19 protein-coding genes and 4 tRNA genes are annotated in these 15,534 nt (G+C 62.7%); 11 read left to right on the plus strand and 12 right to left on the minus strand.

Going from position 1 to position 15,534, the window contains the following annotated elements:
- Positions 1-15 precede the first annotated feature (15 nt).
- The 8 genes from FHU31_RS13275 to FHU31_RS13310 all read left to right on the plus strand — a co-directional run bounded on the left by FHU31_RS13275 (position 16) and on the right by FHU31_RS13310 (position 6,485).
- Positions 16-474 carry a hypothetical protein gene (locus tag FHU31_RS13275; protein WP_167158924.1) on the plus strand — a complete coding sequence of 153 codons (459 nt, stop codon included), beginning with the start codon at positions 16-18 and terminating at the stop codon, positions 472-474.
- On the plus strand, positions 474-1,859 hold the full coding sequence (locus tag FHU31_RS13280; protein ID WP_167158926.1) for a terminase large subunit domain-containing protein: 1,386 nt from the start codon (positions 474-476) through the stop codon (positions 1,857-1,859). Before FHU31_RS13275 ends, FHU31_RS13280 begins: the two co-directional genes overlap by 1 nt.
- Positions 1,860-2,041: 182 nt before the next feature.
- Positions 2,042-3,265: a phage portal protein gene (locus tag FHU31_RS13285; RefSeq protein WP_167158928.1), complete on the plus strand. Its 1,224-nt coding sequence runs from the start codon at positions 2,042-2,044 to the stop codon at positions 3,263-3,265.
- Positions 3,258-3,575, plus strand: a complete 318-nt coding sequence (locus FHU31_RS13290; RefSeq protein WP_167158930.1) for a hypothetical protein — start codon at positions 3,258-3,260, stop codon at positions 3,573-3,575. The genes FHU31_RS13285 and FHU31_RS13290 overlap by 8 nt, the downstream gene beginning before the upstream one ends.
- Positions 3,576-3,728: 153 nt before the next feature.
- A complete protein-coding gene (locus FHU31_RS13295; protein ID WP_167158932.1) occupies positions 3,729-4,292 on the plus strand; it encodes an HK97 family phage prohead protease in 564 nt (187 codons plus the stop codon).
- A complete protein-coding gene (locus FHU31_RS13300; protein WP_234901193.1) occupies positions 4,293-5,480 on the plus strand; it encodes a phage major capsid protein in 1,188 nt (395 codons plus the stop codon).
- Positions 5,481-5,589: 109 nt separating this feature from the next.
- Positions 5,590-6,138, plus strand: coding sequence for a head-tail connector protein (locus tag FHU31_RS13305; protein WP_167158934.1), 549 nt, complete (start codon positions 5,590-5,592; stop codon positions 6,136-6,138).
- Positions 6,135-6,485, plus strand: coding sequence for a hypothetical protein (locus tag FHU31_RS13310; RefSeq protein ID WP_208410218.1), 351 nt, complete (start codon positions 6,135-6,137; stop codon positions 6,483-6,485). The genes FHU31_RS13305 and FHU31_RS13310 overlap by 4 nt, the downstream gene beginning before the upstream one ends.
- Position 6,486: 1 nt before the next feature.
- On the opposite strand, the gene FHU31_RS13315 is transcribed toward FHU31_RS13310, so the two are convergent.
- The 7 genes from FHU31_RS13315 to FHU31_RS13345 all read right to left on the minus strand — a co-directional run bounded on the left by FHU31_RS13315 (position 6,487) and on the right by FHU31_RS13345 (position 9,005).
- Positions 6,487-7,098, minus strand: coding sequence for a hypothetical protein (locus FHU31_RS13315; protein ID WP_167158936.1), 612 nt, complete (start codon positions 7,096-7,098; stop codon positions 6,487-6,489).
- 248 nt (positions 7,099-7,346) lie between these two features.
- Positions 7,347-7,700, minus strand: coding sequence for a hypothetical protein (locus FHU31_RS13320; RefSeq protein WP_167158938.1), 354 nt, complete (start codon positions 7,698-7,700; stop codon positions 7,347-7,349).
- A gap of 266 nt (positions 7,701-7,966) precedes the next feature.
- Positions 7,967-8,125, minus strand: coding sequence for a hypothetical protein (locus tag FHU31_RS13325; protein WP_167158940.1), 159 nt, complete (start codon positions 8,123-8,125; stop codon positions 7,967-7,969).
- A 104-nt stretch (positions 8,126-8,229) separates the two neighbouring features.
- Positions 8,230-8,304, minus strand: a tRNA-Val gene (locus tag FHU31_RS13330).
- A gap of 11 nt (positions 8,305-8,315) precedes the next feature.
- A tRNA-Cys gene (locus FHU31_RS13335) sits at positions 8,316-8,389 on the minus strand.
- 28 nt (positions 8,390-8,417) lie between these two features.
- Positions 8,418-8,490: transfer RNA gene (locus tag FHU31_RS13340), tRNA-Gly, on the minus strand.
- 95 nt (positions 8,491-8,585) lie between these two features.
- Positions 8,586-9,005 (minus strand): DUF6636 domain-containing protein, encoded by a 420-nt coding sequence (locus FHU31_RS13345; RefSeq protein ID WP_234901194.1) that lies wholly within the window; start codon positions 9,003-9,005, stop codon positions 8,586-8,588.
- A 115-nt stretch (positions 9,006-9,120) separates the two neighbouring features.
- On the opposite strand from FHU31_RS13345, the gene FHU31_RS13350 reads away from it, so the two are divergent.
- Positions 9,121-9,195, plus strand: a tRNA-Val gene (locus FHU31_RS13350).
- Positions 9,196-9,480: 285 nt separating this feature from the next.
- Here FHU31_RS13350 and FHU31_RS13355 read toward each other — a convergent pair.
- The 5 genes from FHU31_RS13355 to FHU31_RS13375 all read right to left on the minus strand — a co-directional run bounded on the left by FHU31_RS13355 (position 9,481) and on the right by FHU31_RS13375 (position 14,066).
- The gene (locus tag FHU31_RS13355; protein ID WP_167158942.1) at positions 9,481-10,119 is read right to left on the minus strand and encodes an ATPase; all 639 of its coding nucleotides are present in this window, start codon (positions 10,117-10,119) and stop codon (positions 9,481-9,483) included.
- Positions 10,091-11,581: a carboxylesterase/lipase family protein gene (locus tag FHU31_RS13360; protein WP_167158943.1), complete on the minus strand. Its 1,491-nt coding sequence runs from the start codon at positions 11,579-11,581 to the stop codon at positions 10,091-10,093. Before FHU31_RS13360 ends, FHU31_RS13355 begins: the two co-directional genes overlap by 29 nt.
- A gap of 228 nt (positions 11,582-11,809) precedes the next feature.
- Positions 11,810-12,541 carry a hypothetical protein gene (locus FHU31_RS13365; RefSeq protein ID WP_167161001.1) on the minus strand — a complete coding sequence of 244 codons (732 nt, stop codon included), beginning with the start codon at positions 12,539-12,541 and terminating at the stop codon, positions 11,810-11,812.
- 25 nt (positions 12,542-12,566) lie between these two features.
- On the minus strand, positions 12,567-13,082 hold the full coding sequence (locus FHU31_RS13370; protein ID WP_167158945.1) for a nuclear transport factor 2 family protein: 516 nt from the start codon (positions 13,080-13,082) through the stop codon (positions 12,567-12,569).
- 72 nt (positions 13,083-13,154) lie between these two features.
- Positions 13,155-14,066, minus strand: a complete 912-nt coding sequence (locus FHU31_RS13375; protein WP_167158947.1) for an alpha/beta fold hydrolase — start codon at positions 14,064-14,066, stop codon at positions 13,155-13,157.
- Positions 14,067-14,155: 89 nt separating this feature from the next.
- Between FHU31_RS13375 and FHU31_RS13380 the strand changes: the two genes are divergently transcribed.
- Complete coding sequence (locus FHU31_RS13380; protein WP_167158949.1) at positions 14,156-14,887, plus strand: hypothetical protein; 732 nt, start codon at positions 14,156-14,158, stop codon at positions 14,885-14,887.
- Positions 14,884-15,513, plus strand: coding sequence for a winged helix-turn-helix transcriptional regulator (locus FHU31_RS13385; RefSeq protein WP_167158950.1), 630 nt, complete (start codon positions 14,884-14,886; stop codon positions 15,511-15,513). Before FHU31_RS13380 ends, FHU31_RS13385 begins: the two co-directional genes overlap by 4 nt.
- Positions 15,514-15,534 lie beyond the last annotated feature (21 nt).

Below are 15,534 nucleotides of genomic sequence, written 5' to 3' on the forward strand. Positions count from 1 at the left end.
CGCTACAGATCCGTTGTGACGGTGCGCGGTCCGATACCTGGCACCACATCGATGGCGACGCCACAAACCACAAGCTCGACAACAAAGCACCAGCATGCCGGCGCTGCAACTCTGCGGAAGGGGGAAAGCCCTATTAGCGACAAAGAACTACTGAAAGCCTTGCGCGAAGCGATGGCCGAAAACGACGACCTGCGCGAGAACCTTTACGAAATCGGCGATGAAGTCGGCGACGTTGCCAAGGTCATCGCCCCCGAGGACGAGGGCACCTTCCGGGACAGCATTGAGGTCCGGCGCGTCAAGTACCGGAAACTCGGAAAAACCACGCAGGTCGCTAAAGTGGTCAGCACCGATGACCCGGCCAAGGTGGCGACGCTCATCTATGGCCGAGGCGAGGACGAAGAGTCGGGTGCCACTCCAGCGTTCGACGTATGGCGCAGAACGGCGGCAGTGTTCAACTCGCCGCCTGACGACTAGTGGCCCTCAAGGCCGGCCCAAAGGTACGCGCAGACCTTAAACAACTACCACCCGCTCAAGAGCCGGTCCAATGGCTAGAGAGCGTCACGGGCGAGCTGTACCCGTGGCAGCGCGACCTGGTCGAGAAACTGAGCTGCCCAGAGCGACCCCGCAGTTACTACGCGCAGATTGCGCGCAAGAACGGAAAGAGCCGGGCGGCAGCATGTTTAGCCCTCGCAGAGATCTGCCTCAAGCAGCAACGCCACGTCTACGCCGTATCTGATTCGGTGCGGAGCCTGGACAGTGTCCTAACCCAAGAACTACGGGACATTATTGCCGGCAGTGAGCTACGCGACTCGCTATGGCCATTCAAAGACCGCATCGAATGCCCCGAGACCGGCAGCTTCATCAAGTTCGTGCCGAACAAGTACCAAGCGGCGCAAGGCGTTAACCCACACCTCGTTCTAGCCGACGAAGTGCACCTACTCTCAGCAGAGGTGTGGTCGGGCATGATGCAGGCCGGCCGCGCACGAAACGACTTCCTACTGTTCGGTGTCTCTACGCCCGGGTATGACCTCACCAGTCACGCCCACGGCCTGTACCAACAGGTGAAGGCCGGCACCCTCCCCGGCACGATCTACGAGGCAGACCCGGCGCTACCACTAGACGACCGGGACAACTGGCGCCGCGCCAACCCGCTACACGACCATCTGCCCAGCTTCGCCGACGCGCTCGAATACGACTTTCTGCACCTGCCCGAACACGAGTTCCGTCGGTTCGCCCTCGGCCAGTGGACCGCCACTGCCTCGGCCTGGCTGCCCTACGGCGCATGGGACGACCTGGCCCACCACCGCGAGCTACCACCCGCAGGCGCCCGCGTATGGCTCGGGTTCGATGGTTCATATAGCGGTGACAGCACGGCCCTAGTCGGATGCACGAGCGAGGGCCACATCTTTGTGGTGGGCGCATGGGAGAAGCCAGGTGCCAAAGACTGGCGCGTGCCACGTGATGACGTGATGCAGACGGTTGAGAGCGCGTTCAGTCATTGGGACGTGCGAGAGCTGGCCTGCGACCCGCCGTACTGGCAGAGCGAGATCGCCCAATGGTCCGCTCGCTGGCCCAACCGTGTCGTGGAGATCCCTACCTATAGCCGTGCACGTATGGCGCCGGCCTGCACAGGGTTCTATGCCGCAGTGATGGACGCCAAGCTGACCCATGACGGGGACAAGCGACTGGCCCGCCACCTTGCCAACTGCCACGTGGTGAACAGCCCGCAGGGCGACGTGATCACCAAGGCCGATAAGGACTCGCCGGCAAAGATCGACCTGGCGGTGGCCGCAGTGCTCGCGCACTCGCGGGCCAGCATCAACGTCACAAAGCCCAAGGCCAAGGCGTTCGTGCTGTAGCAAACACGGGCGGTCGAGGCGGTCGCGCGGCATAACTGCAGGTCAACACCCACGCACGCACGCCAAGCCGCTGACCTGCGAAAACTTCGGAACGCATCGCCCCTGGTCGACCCCGGGAGGCGTTTCTTCTCTCTCTCACCGCGCCGGCGGCCCCGGCCCAGCAAACTTCAGGAGCAAATGATTTGAGCTTCCTCACGCGCATGTTGCGCGCTCCCAACCCACCGTACGAACCAGTCGAGCACCGTGACTGGTCGAGTGCGAATATCACCCCTGAGCTGGTGACCCTATTTGGCGGTGCGCCCGTGCTCTCGGGTGTTCCGGTCTCCGAGCAGACCGTCTTGGGTATCCCGGCGGTCTGGCGCGCGGTGTGGCTCATCGCCGGCTCTGTCGCGTCGCTTCCGCTACAGACGGTTGTCGAATCGGGTGACGGCACAAAGCAGCGCACCCCGAGCTTCCTCGATGACCCCGGCAAGGTTGTCGGCCTGACCTCCTATCAGTGGAAGTCGACTGTCCTCGCGCACCTGCTGATCCACGGCAACGCGTTCCTGTTGCACGTCTACGGGGGCGCCGGCCAGTTGCTTGGACTGCAGCCCGTTCACCCGGCAGCGGTCAGCCTGGAGGTCAAGAACGGCGTTAAGCGCTACCGGATCGGCATGCAGGACGGCACTACCCGTGAGTACACCGACGACACCCTGACCCATGTCTGGTCGCAGAGTCTCGACGGCGTACGGGGACTGTCCCCGTTGCAGATCGCCTGCAACACATTCGGCACCGCGATTGCCGCCGATCGTAGTGCGGCGAAGATGTTCGGACAGGGTGCGCTGGTCACTAGCATCGCCCAGTTTGAGGACGATGTTGAGGCCGAAGTAGCCAAGGAGCTGACCGAAGAGTTACAGCGCAAGATCACCGGCCCGGAATCTGCGGGTCGCGTGGCCTACGTCAACCGCAACATCAAGATCACCCCCGTTTCGCTGACCAATGAAGAGGCTCAGTGGATTTCCGCGAGGGCGTTTCAGATCGAAGAGATCGCAAGGTGGTTCGGAATCCCGCCGCACCTGCTCGCGCAGACTGAGAAACAAACCAGTTGGGGCACAGGTGTCTCAGCGCAGAACGAGGGCCTGGCCCGCTACAACCTAGAGCCTTGGACCACCTGCATTCAGGAACGGCTCTCGTGGCTACTGCCGCCCAATCACGCGGCCGAGTTCTTGTATGCGGCTTTCGTTGAACCTGATTTCGAGACCGAAACCAACCTGTTGATTGCGCAGGCCGGCGGCCCGTTCATGACGGTTAACGAGGTGCGCAAGGTCCGCAACCTGCCACCCATCGAAGGCGGGGACGTTCTTCCTGGCGCAAAACCGCTGCAGCCCAACCTAATACCAGAAACCGAGGAAACACAAAATGACTAAAGCAGTTGTCGGCGTGGCCGTTAAGGCACTGCTCAATGAGCGTGCACTCCCAAATTTCGCCCAAGCCGGCGCCGATGCCGCTGCCCGGTTCGCCACGGCCAGCGAGCAACAGCGGCGCGAGGTCGATCCACGTCCCCCCATTCGTCCTCAAGTGGCCGTGGGCATTCGCGTTCGTGAGGGCGCCATCGAGCGCCTGGTCACCGACGCGGAGGAGTTCATTCAGGCCCAGATCACGGAGTTCATTCAGTTCCGGATCAGGGCTGCGCTTGATTCGGACGAACTGTTCGAGGTTGTGCCCGTTGACGACTGACAGCACTACCAGGGTGGCAAAACCCGAGATCGAAGCTCTGGAAGTCATTCTACCGAACGGATCGTCATTCAAGGTCGCCCTTGAGTTGATCTTCGACGACTCGGTCGACCTCAATTACCTAATTCGCACGATGATCCGTAGGCGGCTGGCCAAATGACCGACATCGAACGCCGATTTGTCAGCCTCGAAACCACGATCACCGGCCGCAAGCTCGGCGGCTACGCCGCGGTATTCGACCAGCGAACCGACATGGGTCCATACCTGGAATCGCTTGCGCCAACAGCGTTCCGCGCAGCGCTCGCGTCACCGAACTTGGACGTGCGCGGGCTGTTCAACCACAACCCGGACAAGCTTCTGGCCCGCACCACCAACGGGTCTCTACGGTTGTCCACCGATTCGCATGGTCTGGAATTTGAACTAGACCTCAATGACGAACTTCCGGCCGCTGCCGAGGCGCGGGCGAATGTGAACGCCGGTCTGGTCACCGGGTGTTCGTTCGGTTTCGTTGCCGGCGAACAACACTGGGACGCCTACGAGGGCAGGGACGTTCGCGTCCACACCTCGGTAGCCGAACTACGGGACGTATCCGTAGTGACCTATCCCGCTTACCAGGGCACCACCGTTTCACTCCGCAGTAAACCAATCACCGAACCGGCCAACGGCCGTTCACAACTCATCCTCGCACGCGCGCGGGTGCACCTACCGAAGGGCAACTAATTGACTATCGAACAGATCATTGCGAAGCTTCAGGCAATCATGGCCGAGGGTGAAACCCGTTCTCTGACTGACGAAGAGGTCACCGAATACGAGACCCTGGAAGGCCAGCTTAAGGCCGCCCAGAAGACTCAGGAGCTCCGCTCGCGCACGGCGGCCTACGTCGCGCCTAATGCCTCGCTCGCCGCTGGCGTGCACGTCGCCAGCCCGAAGGTTGACAACACCCTCGACCAGGCTTTCGAGGCTCTGGTTCGTTCGGGCCACGCGAACGCTGATGTGACCGAGCTTCGCGCTCAGGGGTCGACCGGTTCGGCCGGCGGCTACACCATCCCCGAGACCATGCGCAACACCATCACCAATCGCCTGAAGGCCTTCGGTGGCGTGGCGAACGCAGTCGAGACCATCACCACCGGGACCGGTGAGCCGATCCGCTGGCCCACTATCGACGACACCGCCAACAGCGGCGTGATCGCGGCTGAAGGTGCCGCCCCGGCGTCGGGTGGTGCCGACCTGGTTTTCGGCGAGAAGACGCTCGGCGCATTCAAGTACACCGCCCCGGGTGCGAGCCAGTTGCCGCTGCGCGTGTCGCTTGAACTGTTGCGGGACAGCGCAACCAACATCGAAGATCTGGTGTTTAGCAAGCTATCCGAGCGCATCGCCCGTAAGCAGGCCACCGACTTCGTCAACGGCGCCGGCACCACGTTGCCGTTCGGTATCGCCACTGGCACCGCCGTGGCCACGAACACGTTCGACAACGCCGCGCCGACCTATGCGGATCTACTGAGCGTAGTCCACCAGATCGATCCGGCGTACCGCGATGGCGCGTCGTGGACGTTCAACGATTACACGCTCTCGCTGATCGAAGGCATTGTGGACCTCAATGGCCGGCCTCTGCTGAACAACGCCGCCGATGGCATCAACGTCGGCCGCTCCAATCAGTACCTGTTGGGCTATCCCGTTGTGATTGACCAGGCTTGGGCGAATTACGCCGACGCCGGCACCAATAAGTTCGGTGCGTTCGGCAATCTGAAGGCGGGCTACATCATCCGCCGCGTGCAGGATCTGACGCTGATCGTCAACCCGTACAGCCGGGCCAATGAGGGTCAGGTGGAGTACACCCTTCAGGCATGGGCTGATGGCACCGTGCAGGACTCGTACGCGTTCCGCGTCCTCCAGAATGAGGTGAGCTAATGCCGGCCAAGGCTAAGCCGACCATTGCCGCCCTCGTAGCGCGCCGTGATGAACTGATCGCCGAACTCGCTGCCGTGCGGGCAGAGATCGCCGCCCGCCACGGCGAAGAGTGACGTGGAAACCGCCCTACTGCACTGCTGACGACCTCGATAGCTGGCTCAGCGGGGGAGACCCCGCTGAGCTGGCCCTGGCCGCAGAGGCGGCGAGTAGGGCAATCGACCGCGCCACCGGTCGCCAGTTCGGAATCACCGAAGGCCCCGAGGCGGGGCACTACCGGGCTGAATATCACCGTGGCACAACCTACGTCAAAATAGACGACACATTCGACACCGACCTCACGGTGGCCGGCGTGGATAGCGTGACGCTGTATCCGCGCAACCCGAAGGGCAAGCCCTGGACGCAGCTCCGGATCGCCGGCTACGTCGGTGACGAGGTCACAGTCACGGCCACGTGGGGATGGACCGCGGTGCCTGACGCAATCAAGCTCGCGACGTTGATTCAGGCGGCGCGGCTTTACGAGCGTCGGACCAACACCGCTGGCCCACTGTCGTCAGAGAAGGTTGACGACGTTGCCTATGGGTACGGCGCCACAACCGAACTCGACGCCGACGTTGCGGCATCGATCGCGCCATATCGCAAGCTGTGGGCGGCGGCGTGAGGTCATTCGGCCGAACGGTGCTGACATTCGTCACCGTCGTGGCCGAGGATCTGGACGACCGCGACAAGTACGGCAACCCGGAACCCGTGCTTGCCGAGACCGCCGTGCCCGGGTGCCGGTTCCGGCCACTACCGGCCGCCGAGACGACGAAAGACGGCACCGATGTAGTGCGGGACCAATGGCGGGCTACGTGTCCGCCAGCGGCCGCCGCGGTCGGTGCCACGTCACGCGACGCGATCAAGGTCGACGGCGTGACATACCAGATCGTCGGCAGGCCAGAGGTGTTCGGCGACCTGGCTGGCCGTCCGTTCAAAGTAACGATTATCTGCGAACGAGCGCAGGGCTGATCTAGGGCCTCGGGGGCGGCGCCACGATTGGCGCAGGCGGCAGAACCACGGTGGTGTTGTTGATGACGTTCGTGGGGCTGTTGTTGATGGTTTGGTTCACGGTGCCACCGCTGGAGGGCGGTTGATTCTGCGTGGCGCAGAACTGGACGATTGCGATCAACAAAGTAATCAGCGTGACGCACAGATTGACGTAGGCGACTATCTCCTCTGGTGTGCGCCCTCGCGCTTTCGACACCTGTCGCGATGCCTCTTCGATCTTTTCAGCCACCACGCCGGGTACTAGAGGAGCGGTCAGCGCCGCCAATTCGGCCAGTTGTTGCGGCAAGCTGGTGCTCATCGGAATTTTCGGCAGCCTGATCTGTTCGGCGACGATGGGCGTTAGCTTCTTCAGCGTCTCGGCCGTTTGGCTGACCATGAGTTCCCGGAAGGGCGCCATGGCTGCGGCTGCGCGCTGGTTCATATCTCGGCGGATCGGTTCTAGTAGCTTCGCAATGTCGCGGTCTAATACTTTGGCCATCTCACCGTTAAGGAAGCCGGTGGCCGGCGCGTAATCCGGATTGAGGGCGACCAGAGATTTGGTTAGCGAGGCAAACGCGGCCTGACCTCCAAGCAACCCTAAAGTGCCGGGGCCGGCCCGCCGAGGGCTGCAAGGTGCGGCGCTGGTCCACCAATTAGCGATTGATGAAGCGCGATCGAGTTGGATTGAGCGGCGTTACGCACGTGCACCTCCGGCAGGCTGTCGACAGCAATCCCAATTTTACGACGCGGTACCGACAACCCATTTTTTTGCTCGCAGCTCGCAACAAAAAACTGCCCCCTCTTCGACTGGAGAGGGGGCAGTTTTTTGCGTTCGGGCAGAGGTTAGAAGTCTTGGGAGAGGTCGCCCCACTTGCGAATTCTGGGCGCCTCCCCGAGCGGACCATCCACGCTGCGGATGGGGGCCGACACGCTGTGCTGTGCGATGTGCTCTGTGAGTTCGTCGCCGAATACCTCTACGAGGTAGTTGGACACCGTGAAGGGCCGAGATCCGAACCGTTCTTCCGCCTGCACGATCAGCTCGCCATTCTCAGTCCCGACGACTGGGCGGCGCCACAGGCCGGGGCCGGCGATTGTGAGCGTCGACCCTCCGTCCCGATTTGGACCCCATACCTGGAACTCGACCACGCCGCCGTTGTTGACCGGAGGCCAGTCGAAATCGGGCCACTTATCGCTCATGCCGAAACCCCCATCGTTGACGTTGACGTAAGAAACCATAGTGGTGCCGCGAGCGTCGCCCTCACTGGTCGGTCTCTGGTTCGTCATCGAGTGCCGCAGCCGCTTCGAAGAGGAACTTGATGGCATTCCACTGCGCGGGGGTGGGGATGAATTCGTCTATGTCCTTTGCCTTAACCATGCGCGTCACCGTAGGACCAATTCCGGGGCGGACGTGAGTAGCCACACCGCGAGCGCGTCGGCTGCGATCAACAATGCGAACGTTGCCCTCATCGTGCGTCCGCCGTTCGCGCCCATTCGATGAGCGCGTCGACGGTGTCGAAGCCGGTCTCCGCAAGGATGTACTCGGTGCTGACCCCGCGGCGCGACAGGATGGCGGTTACAAGTTCCCACGCAGAAAGTGCGTCGGCGGGAGTGTCGGTACTCATGGGCTAACCCCTCGTGAATAGGGGTTACTCGAAAGCCAGTTGTATGAATGTTGCATGCGCTCTGGTGAGTAGTTCTAACTAGAGGCTCTGAACTGCAACGTTCGTGGTGCGCGATACTGGGATTGAACCAGTGACCTCTTCCGTGTCAGGGAAGCGCTCTCCCGCTGAGCTAATCGCGCCGGGTCCAACTTGGAGGTGGAGACGGGAATCGAACCCGTGTGCACGGCTTTGCAGGCCGTTGCCTCACCACTCGGCCACTCCACCGCTGGGGTTGATGCCATTCGCACCTTCGAGCGGATGACGGGATTCGAACCCGCGACCCTCACCTTGGCAAGGTGATGCGCTACCAACTGCGCTACATCCGCGTGCCTCGGGTGAGATCGTCACCCGGTGCGGGATGGAACATTAGTCCAACCACACGACGAACTACAAATCACTTGGAACGGAACGGCAATCGGCCCTAAAACAGCTGGTAAACCTGGCGTGCGAGGGAGAAGCCATGGCCGGTGCGCGCGTCGCGGCACGAGATGCCGTTCTCGGAGCTGTCGCAGCTGAGTCGCCCGCGGGTGAGTGAGTCGCCGTAGGCGAGCACGTTCTCACCGCCGAGGGTGGTGTCGCCGGCGCAGACGAACGCGGGCCGCTCACCGGGGGTGATACCGATGCCCTGGCCGTAGTCGAGTTCGCAGTCGGCGGGCCGCGGCGGAGGATTCCAGTCCTGGTCGATGATGTCGCAGCGCGCGTAATCGCTGTCCAGGATGCAACCGACGTTGCCGCTCGGTGAGATGAAGGTCACCAGGCCACCTGGTTCGGCGGCAGCTGTGGGCGCCGTCAGGGTCAGTAGCGACCACGATGCGATGAGGGCGACGGTCCCGCGCTTCATCTGCCAGACGCTACCGGCGGGCCGCCGTCCGGGCTGGGTAACGGCTGTGAAGGCGGCCCGGCCGGTGCGATTCGGCCGCGGCGGGGACCCGTGCTAATGTTCGACGTCGTTCCCCGGTCTCGTAGCTCAGGGGGAGAGCGTCCGCCTCACACGCGGAAGGTCACTGGTTCGATCCCAGTCGGGACCACCACAGAAACCCCACATCAGCTGGGGTTTTTTGGTTTCTGGCCGAAGTGTTCGGCATCTCTATCCGGCCAGTATCCCGGCCAAATTGGCGGATCGCCCTGGAAGGTCATCCGGCCTCTGCCGTCTTGTGGCCCGCCTATCCCGCATGACTTCGTGCGCGCTCGTGCGCTCGGGACCCAGTGCCCACCAACCGAAGGTGTCCGAGTGACCTCTGTACTCAACCCTGGACGACCGTTCGTCGGCGGCGAACGTGCGCCGTAGCCGAACGCATCTGGTTCCAGTTGCTTCCTCAGGGACGTGCTTGCGGCGGTGCGCAAACCGTTGCAGGCAACCAGTCGGCCGCGTGAAGGATCCGCATAGCGAGTTCGATGACCGAGTATTGGTCGGTGTCGAATGCCTGAATATGACCGGAGGCTGCCTCGGCCAGGAGTTGGGCTGTGGATGCGCTGCTCCGCACGTGGACATCCAAAGTTGAGCCCACTTCACGACGACTGAGGCGTCGCAGGGCAGTCTGCTCGGAGCATGTCAGTAGTGCCCCGAACACGGTGGTGCCGTTGTCCATTGCTGCGATGAGACCGTCTGTGACAGCGGGTAATACGCTCATCGTGCTGACGTAGATCAGGCGTCGATAACCCAGCGCCAGGTAGTTTTCCCACATTGTCGCGAGGTTCCGTTCGGCGAGTCTGTGCTCCCAGGGCGGCGGATGGGCCATATCGAGGAAATCGCCGTCGATGACGCAGTGCGACAGATTCAAGGCAGTGAGTTGAGCGTGCATCTCCAGGGCGATCGTCGTCTTGCCGACGCCCGACCGGCCGCCAAGAAAGATAGCCTCGCTGCCCACCGCGATCAGTCTGCCTGCACGCGTGATGAACTTCGACCTGTTTTCGCACGCGATCGAGTTAGAAGGGTCGGAGTTCGATGCGGTCAAGCGCTGCGAATCGATGGCTCGCCCAGAGTCTGCGGGAAGCGTCTTCGGGGTAGGACCGGTCGGTCGTCGTGGTGTCGTAAACCCGCGTGGATCGAGTGGTCGGCTCATAGGCTGCCCAACCGGGTTCCCCACGGGCGGCGAACGCGGCCCAGTCTGTGCGCATCGCGTGGGAGACATGGACGTATTCGTCGGGGGCGCCCGGGTGTGCCGAGGGGTGGTTGGTGATGTCGTCGCGGTCGAGTGTGCCGAGGACCAAGAGCATGTCCAGACTGTGGGAGGCGCCTTCATCGGGGCTGAAACCCCACGCCAGTTCGTATAGCCATGCGGTGCCGCCCCCCACGCGGTGGGCACTGGCGAGGTGTTGGCACGGCATTCGGAACAGCCAATCGGCGTTCACCGTCTCGTAAAGCTGCGAGGTGGTGGCCTCCGGGTAGGCGGCGCGATACTGACTTGGGGCGCAGGTGTGGGGCCCGAGCCTGTCGACTGTTTCAGCGAAGAGTTCGTCGGATACGGGCTGTCTGCGCAGTGGATTGAAAAGCGAGTACTCGTCGCGTGTGTGCCCGCAGACGAGGTTGATGCCGCGGGCAGCGCCACCAGCTAGTGCGCGCCACGGCGCGTCGGGCAGGATCACGCCGTCGACGATGGGAGAGAAGGGCGTCGGAGTCAGCGCCATGGGACCCCAGGCGTTGACAAAGTCGGGCATACGACGCAGAAGGCCGAGGCTCGCGTTGGCCAGGGTGTGGGACGAGAACTGTTGCAATTCAGCGACTGTGGGGCGGGCGCCGAGTTCGGCGGCGATCTCTCCCGCGATCGTTGTGGCGAGATTCTCGGTGAAGAACGTGCCAGGTGGGCTTTGGGCGATTGCGCGGTGAAACAGCCCCTTCGCTGCAGGCATCACAAGAAGAGAAGCGACGCTGCCGCCACCTGCGGATTGCCCGAACACGGTGACATTGGCGGGGTTCCCGCCGAAAGCTGCGATGTTGTCGTGCACCCAGTGCAAGGCGGCGATCTGGTCAAGCAGGCCACGATTGTTCGGTGCTCCGGCAATGCAGGCGAACCCCTCGACGCCGACGCGGTAGTTCAGGCTCACCATCACCACACCGGTCCTGGCGAGAAGTGCACCATCTTGGTGCGGATTGGCGGAGTGGCCTTCCAGATAACGGCCACCGTGGATCCACACCATGACCGGCAGCCCAGCCGCACCGGGATCTGGTGACCACACGTTAAGGGTGAGCCACTCCGTGTCCACGTCGGAAGTCGTCGCGTGAGGTTGGGGTGCCGGGGGTCCAAACTGCGCCGCGTCACGGACGCCATCCCATCGCGTGGTCGGGACCGGATAACCGAAGCGGTGGCGGCCGATAGGCGGTTGCGCATAAGGGATGCCGCGGAATATTGCCACGGCATTTTCCCACCTGCCGCGCACAGTTCCTGCCGTGGTACGAACCTCAGGGTCGGCAGCCATTACCCGATTTCATCACGATTCTGGTGACGAACAACGACCGAGACGTCTCCTTGGTCTCTGGGCGCTCGGTGGCTTTTGGTACAGACGGTCAAGCCGTGAGAGGGACTCGCGGCTCATCGCTGCGTACATCTCAACTCGGGCGCTTTGCGACAGCGTCCTCCGCAGAGACTGCTCGAATCTCACTGATCCAAGACGCTCCGTCGCGATCGGGCCGATATCGTCCACGAGTCACGTCTCGACCTCGATATGGTCGATGTCGAGTGCGACGAGCGTCGGACCGGGCAGAGGGCGATCGGATATACCTCGGGGTTGCACCCGTCGGCGAGTGGGGAAAACGAGTCCGCCGAATTGCCGATGCTGGTCGCAATAGTGGGCTGCCCGTGCCCACGTTCCGACAGGTTGGGCAATGTAGTCGTGGCGGCGGATGAAGCCTACGTGGTCGACGTAGAAGGTCTGTTGTGGCGAATGGGTGTGGATGTGGGCAGGGAAGCTGGCCTGAAGACGACGCCACGGTGTTCCTGCTTCTAGCCAGTCACTGGCCTCGGTGACGGTGATGTCGTCGCGGGTGAGCAGTAGCGGTGTGCTCAGGTAGTTCCAGAAGGCGTATCCGGCGAAGTAGGCGGCGTCGAGCGCGTCCCAGTGCACGGTGCGGCGCACGGCGCCTATTCCCGTGAAGCCGTTGCGCGCGTTGGGCCGCGCAGCGATCAGTTCGCCGTCGTTGGTTTCGATTCGTACGTCACCGTGATCGAAAACGGCGCGTTGGTGGTCTCGCGGGAAGCGATGCAACACCGTGTGCTGCTCGGTCATGAGCAGTCGTGCTGTGAAGTTGGCCATTCGGTTTCCGGGGAAGCGGGTGCGCAGCAGACCGCCGAATCTCCCGTGGACGGTGAGAGCGGTGACCGCGCGCCAGCGTTCCAGGCCGCCGTGCGCGGCCTGAACCTCTTCGAGTAACCCGCTCATCTCGTCGGCGACCACGGATTCTTGACTAGATGAGTCTCGGTACGAAGACGTCCGCGGTCCGCAGAGCGAAACCTAGTGGTGCCGCGAGGGCGGCCACGAGCGCGCCTTTCGCGCGTCCGCGCCGCCGAGCGGTGACCCGCGGCGGCAGGGTCGCGAAAAGTGTCGCCAGTGCGGGTAACGGCCGAGCGAAGATGGTGAATTCGACGATCTTTCCCTGCTCGTTGACGCGCACCAGATTCATAGCATCGAGTTTCAGGCCGCGTACGTTCCCGCTGAAAGTGAACACTCCGGTATCGCCGCGCGTCAGAGGTTCGGTCGTGGACAGGTCTTTGATGACGGCGAAGATGTCGCGGTGCAGTGCGGTGACTTCAGTGCTGCCTTCGAAGCAGATGCGCGAGGTCAATGGGGTGTGAAAGATGACGTCGGGCGCCAGGATTTCTGCGAGAGCATCCCCGTCGGCGTTCTCCGCAGCGGTGCGCAGCGCGGTGATTGCGGGCAGCAAGCCCGATGCGGCTGGTTGGTCAGAATCGGTGATGGACATCGGCGCTCCTTGTGCAAGAGGGGTTTTCGATGGGTGTGAAGGCGTTGTCCGGGATCTTCGCTCGGCGGAAGGCTATCGAGCTGCGGTGTCCTGGGTGGCCTCTTCGGTCCACCACATGGCGATGGCGTCGCTGAACTCCGGCGGCGCATCTGATTGCGGGAAATGGCCGACCCCGTGAAGCACTGTCGTGGTGTGGTGGGGGAACGTCGCTTCCAATCGCGTGCGGTACTTGTCGGTGAAGATGGGATCCGCGTCTGCCCATACGATGAGTGTGGGCAATTTCTGCAGCGGGTCGAGGCGCTCGGCGAGATCGGTGAAGAACCTACGTGCGCCGACGAGTTCGCCGGGGAGTACCGCGCAAGCGTGGCGGAGCTGCGGCGTGGGCATCGCGTGGCGGTAGTGCGCCATCTCGTCTGCGGATAGCTTTCGGCGTTTATGCGCGGCGGGGATGAAGTGGTTGACCAGCAGGTTGAACTGTTTGATGAGTGCGCGCCCGATCGATCCGCCCATACCGCGGGAAAACAGTTCACTACTGAGGTCGCCGTTCAATGGCCATGCCCAGGTGTTGGTCAGGACGAGGCGATCGAACAGGTTCGGACGCTGCAAGCCTGCGTAGAGGCCGAGCGGACCGCCCCAGTTATGGCCGACCAGGGTTACGTGAGCGAGGTCCAGGCGGTCGATGAATGACACGAGCAGTTCAGCGTGGTCTCTGGCCGTATACCGATATCCGGGGGCGGCGGTGGACAGGCCGAATCCGGGAAAGTCCACCGCAATGCACCGGAATCTGTCTTTCAGGATGGCGATCACATCGCGATACACGAAGGACCACACGGGATTACCGTGCAACAGCAGCAGTGTCGGCCCCGCGCCCTCGTCGACGTAGTGCACGACGTTGCCGTCCACCTCGACGAATCGACTCTGGAAAGGGAATAGCTGGTCGTCGACCCAGGTCGGACGTTCCCCTGCAGGTTGCTCAGTAGCCATATCCGAACCCCTCCCGTGTCGACGCTTTATATTTACAAGTAACCATGAAATTATCAAGCGGTGAGGTCGGATCGATGGGAGTGCGGCGCATGGACGGATTGCTCAACGACGTCATCAATGCCCACGGCGGCGCCCAACGCTGGCAGTCCGTTTCATCGATCACCGCACGCGGACGCTTAGGTGGTCTGCTACCCAGACGGTTTCCCGGCAACAAACTTGCCAACTTCACCGTCGAGGTCCAGCCCGACGAACCGCGCACCGTCCTTCGCGACTTCCCGCGGACCGGAGAGAATGCGGTGTTCGACCGTGGAGAGGTGCGCATCGAAAACCACGCGGGCGAGACACTCGGCACCAGAACCAACCCGCGCGCGATGTTTTTCGGGCTCAGTGGGTTTCGCCGCAACCTGCGCTGGGACCCACTCGATGTCGCCTATTTCGCCGGCTACGCCTTCTGGAACTATCTGACCGTGCCAATGCTGCTCACTCGGAACGACATCACCGTCACCGAAGGTGAGTCTTGGCAGGAATGCGGCCAGCAATGGCGAAGGCTGCTCGCCACATTCCCGGCACTGATCGATACTCACTGCCGGCAGCAGAGCTTTTACGTAGACGCCGCCGGCCTGATCCGCCGCCACGACTTCCTCGCTGAACCCATAGGTGCATGGGCCACCGCCGCGCTCTACTGCAGCCAGCATCGCTCCGTCGACGGCCTCATCTTCCCCACCCGACGGCGGGTACTGCCCCGCAGCCCCGGCACGCGAGTCCTTGCGCGACCCACCCTGCTGGCACTCGACTTCGACGAGATTGAGATCACGCGATGAGCACACGTTCTTACGGTCAGTACTGCGGCTTGGCGCGGGCACTCGACGTCGTGGGCAACCGCTGGAACCTACTCATCGTGCGCGAACTGCTTATAGGGCCGGCCCGGTATCGGCAACTTCAGGCCGGCCTGCCCGGGATCGCCACTAACCTGCTGGCCGAGCGTCTGCGCGAACTAGAGGAAGCCGGCGTGATCGAGCGTCAACTCGACAGCGACAGCAACGGTGTCGCCTATGCACTCACCCCATGGGGAACCGAATTACGCGGCACCGTCGCCGCCCTGGTCAACTGGAGTAAACCGCTCATGATCTCCGGCCCCCAAAACGACAGCTTCCAACCTCATTGGCTAGTGGTCGCGCTCGAATCGCTCTTGCAGCACAAGCGCACCCGGATTCCCTCGACCATTGGTATCGGGGTCGACGACGCCACCTTCGCGATAAGAATTGATCAGACCGGGCCGCACGTCACCCGCGTAGACGCTAATGCGCTCCCAGAGACCACGTTTCATGCAGAGCCCATGGTGGTGCTGGGCCTGGCGGCGGGCTTGCTGCCCCTCGAGCAGGCGATCTCCGCTGGCGTCGTTCACGGCGACGAACAGGATCTCGCCGCTGTATTCGGACCTGGCTGACGGCGCTGTGCGCGGAGCTTC

It is taken from the genome of Mycolicibacterium fluoranthenivorans (assembly GCF_011758805.1).
GTDB classification, from domain to species: Bacteria; Actinomycetota; Actinomycetes; order Mycobacteriales; family Mycobacteriaceae; genus Mycobacterium; species Mycobacterium fluoranthenivorans.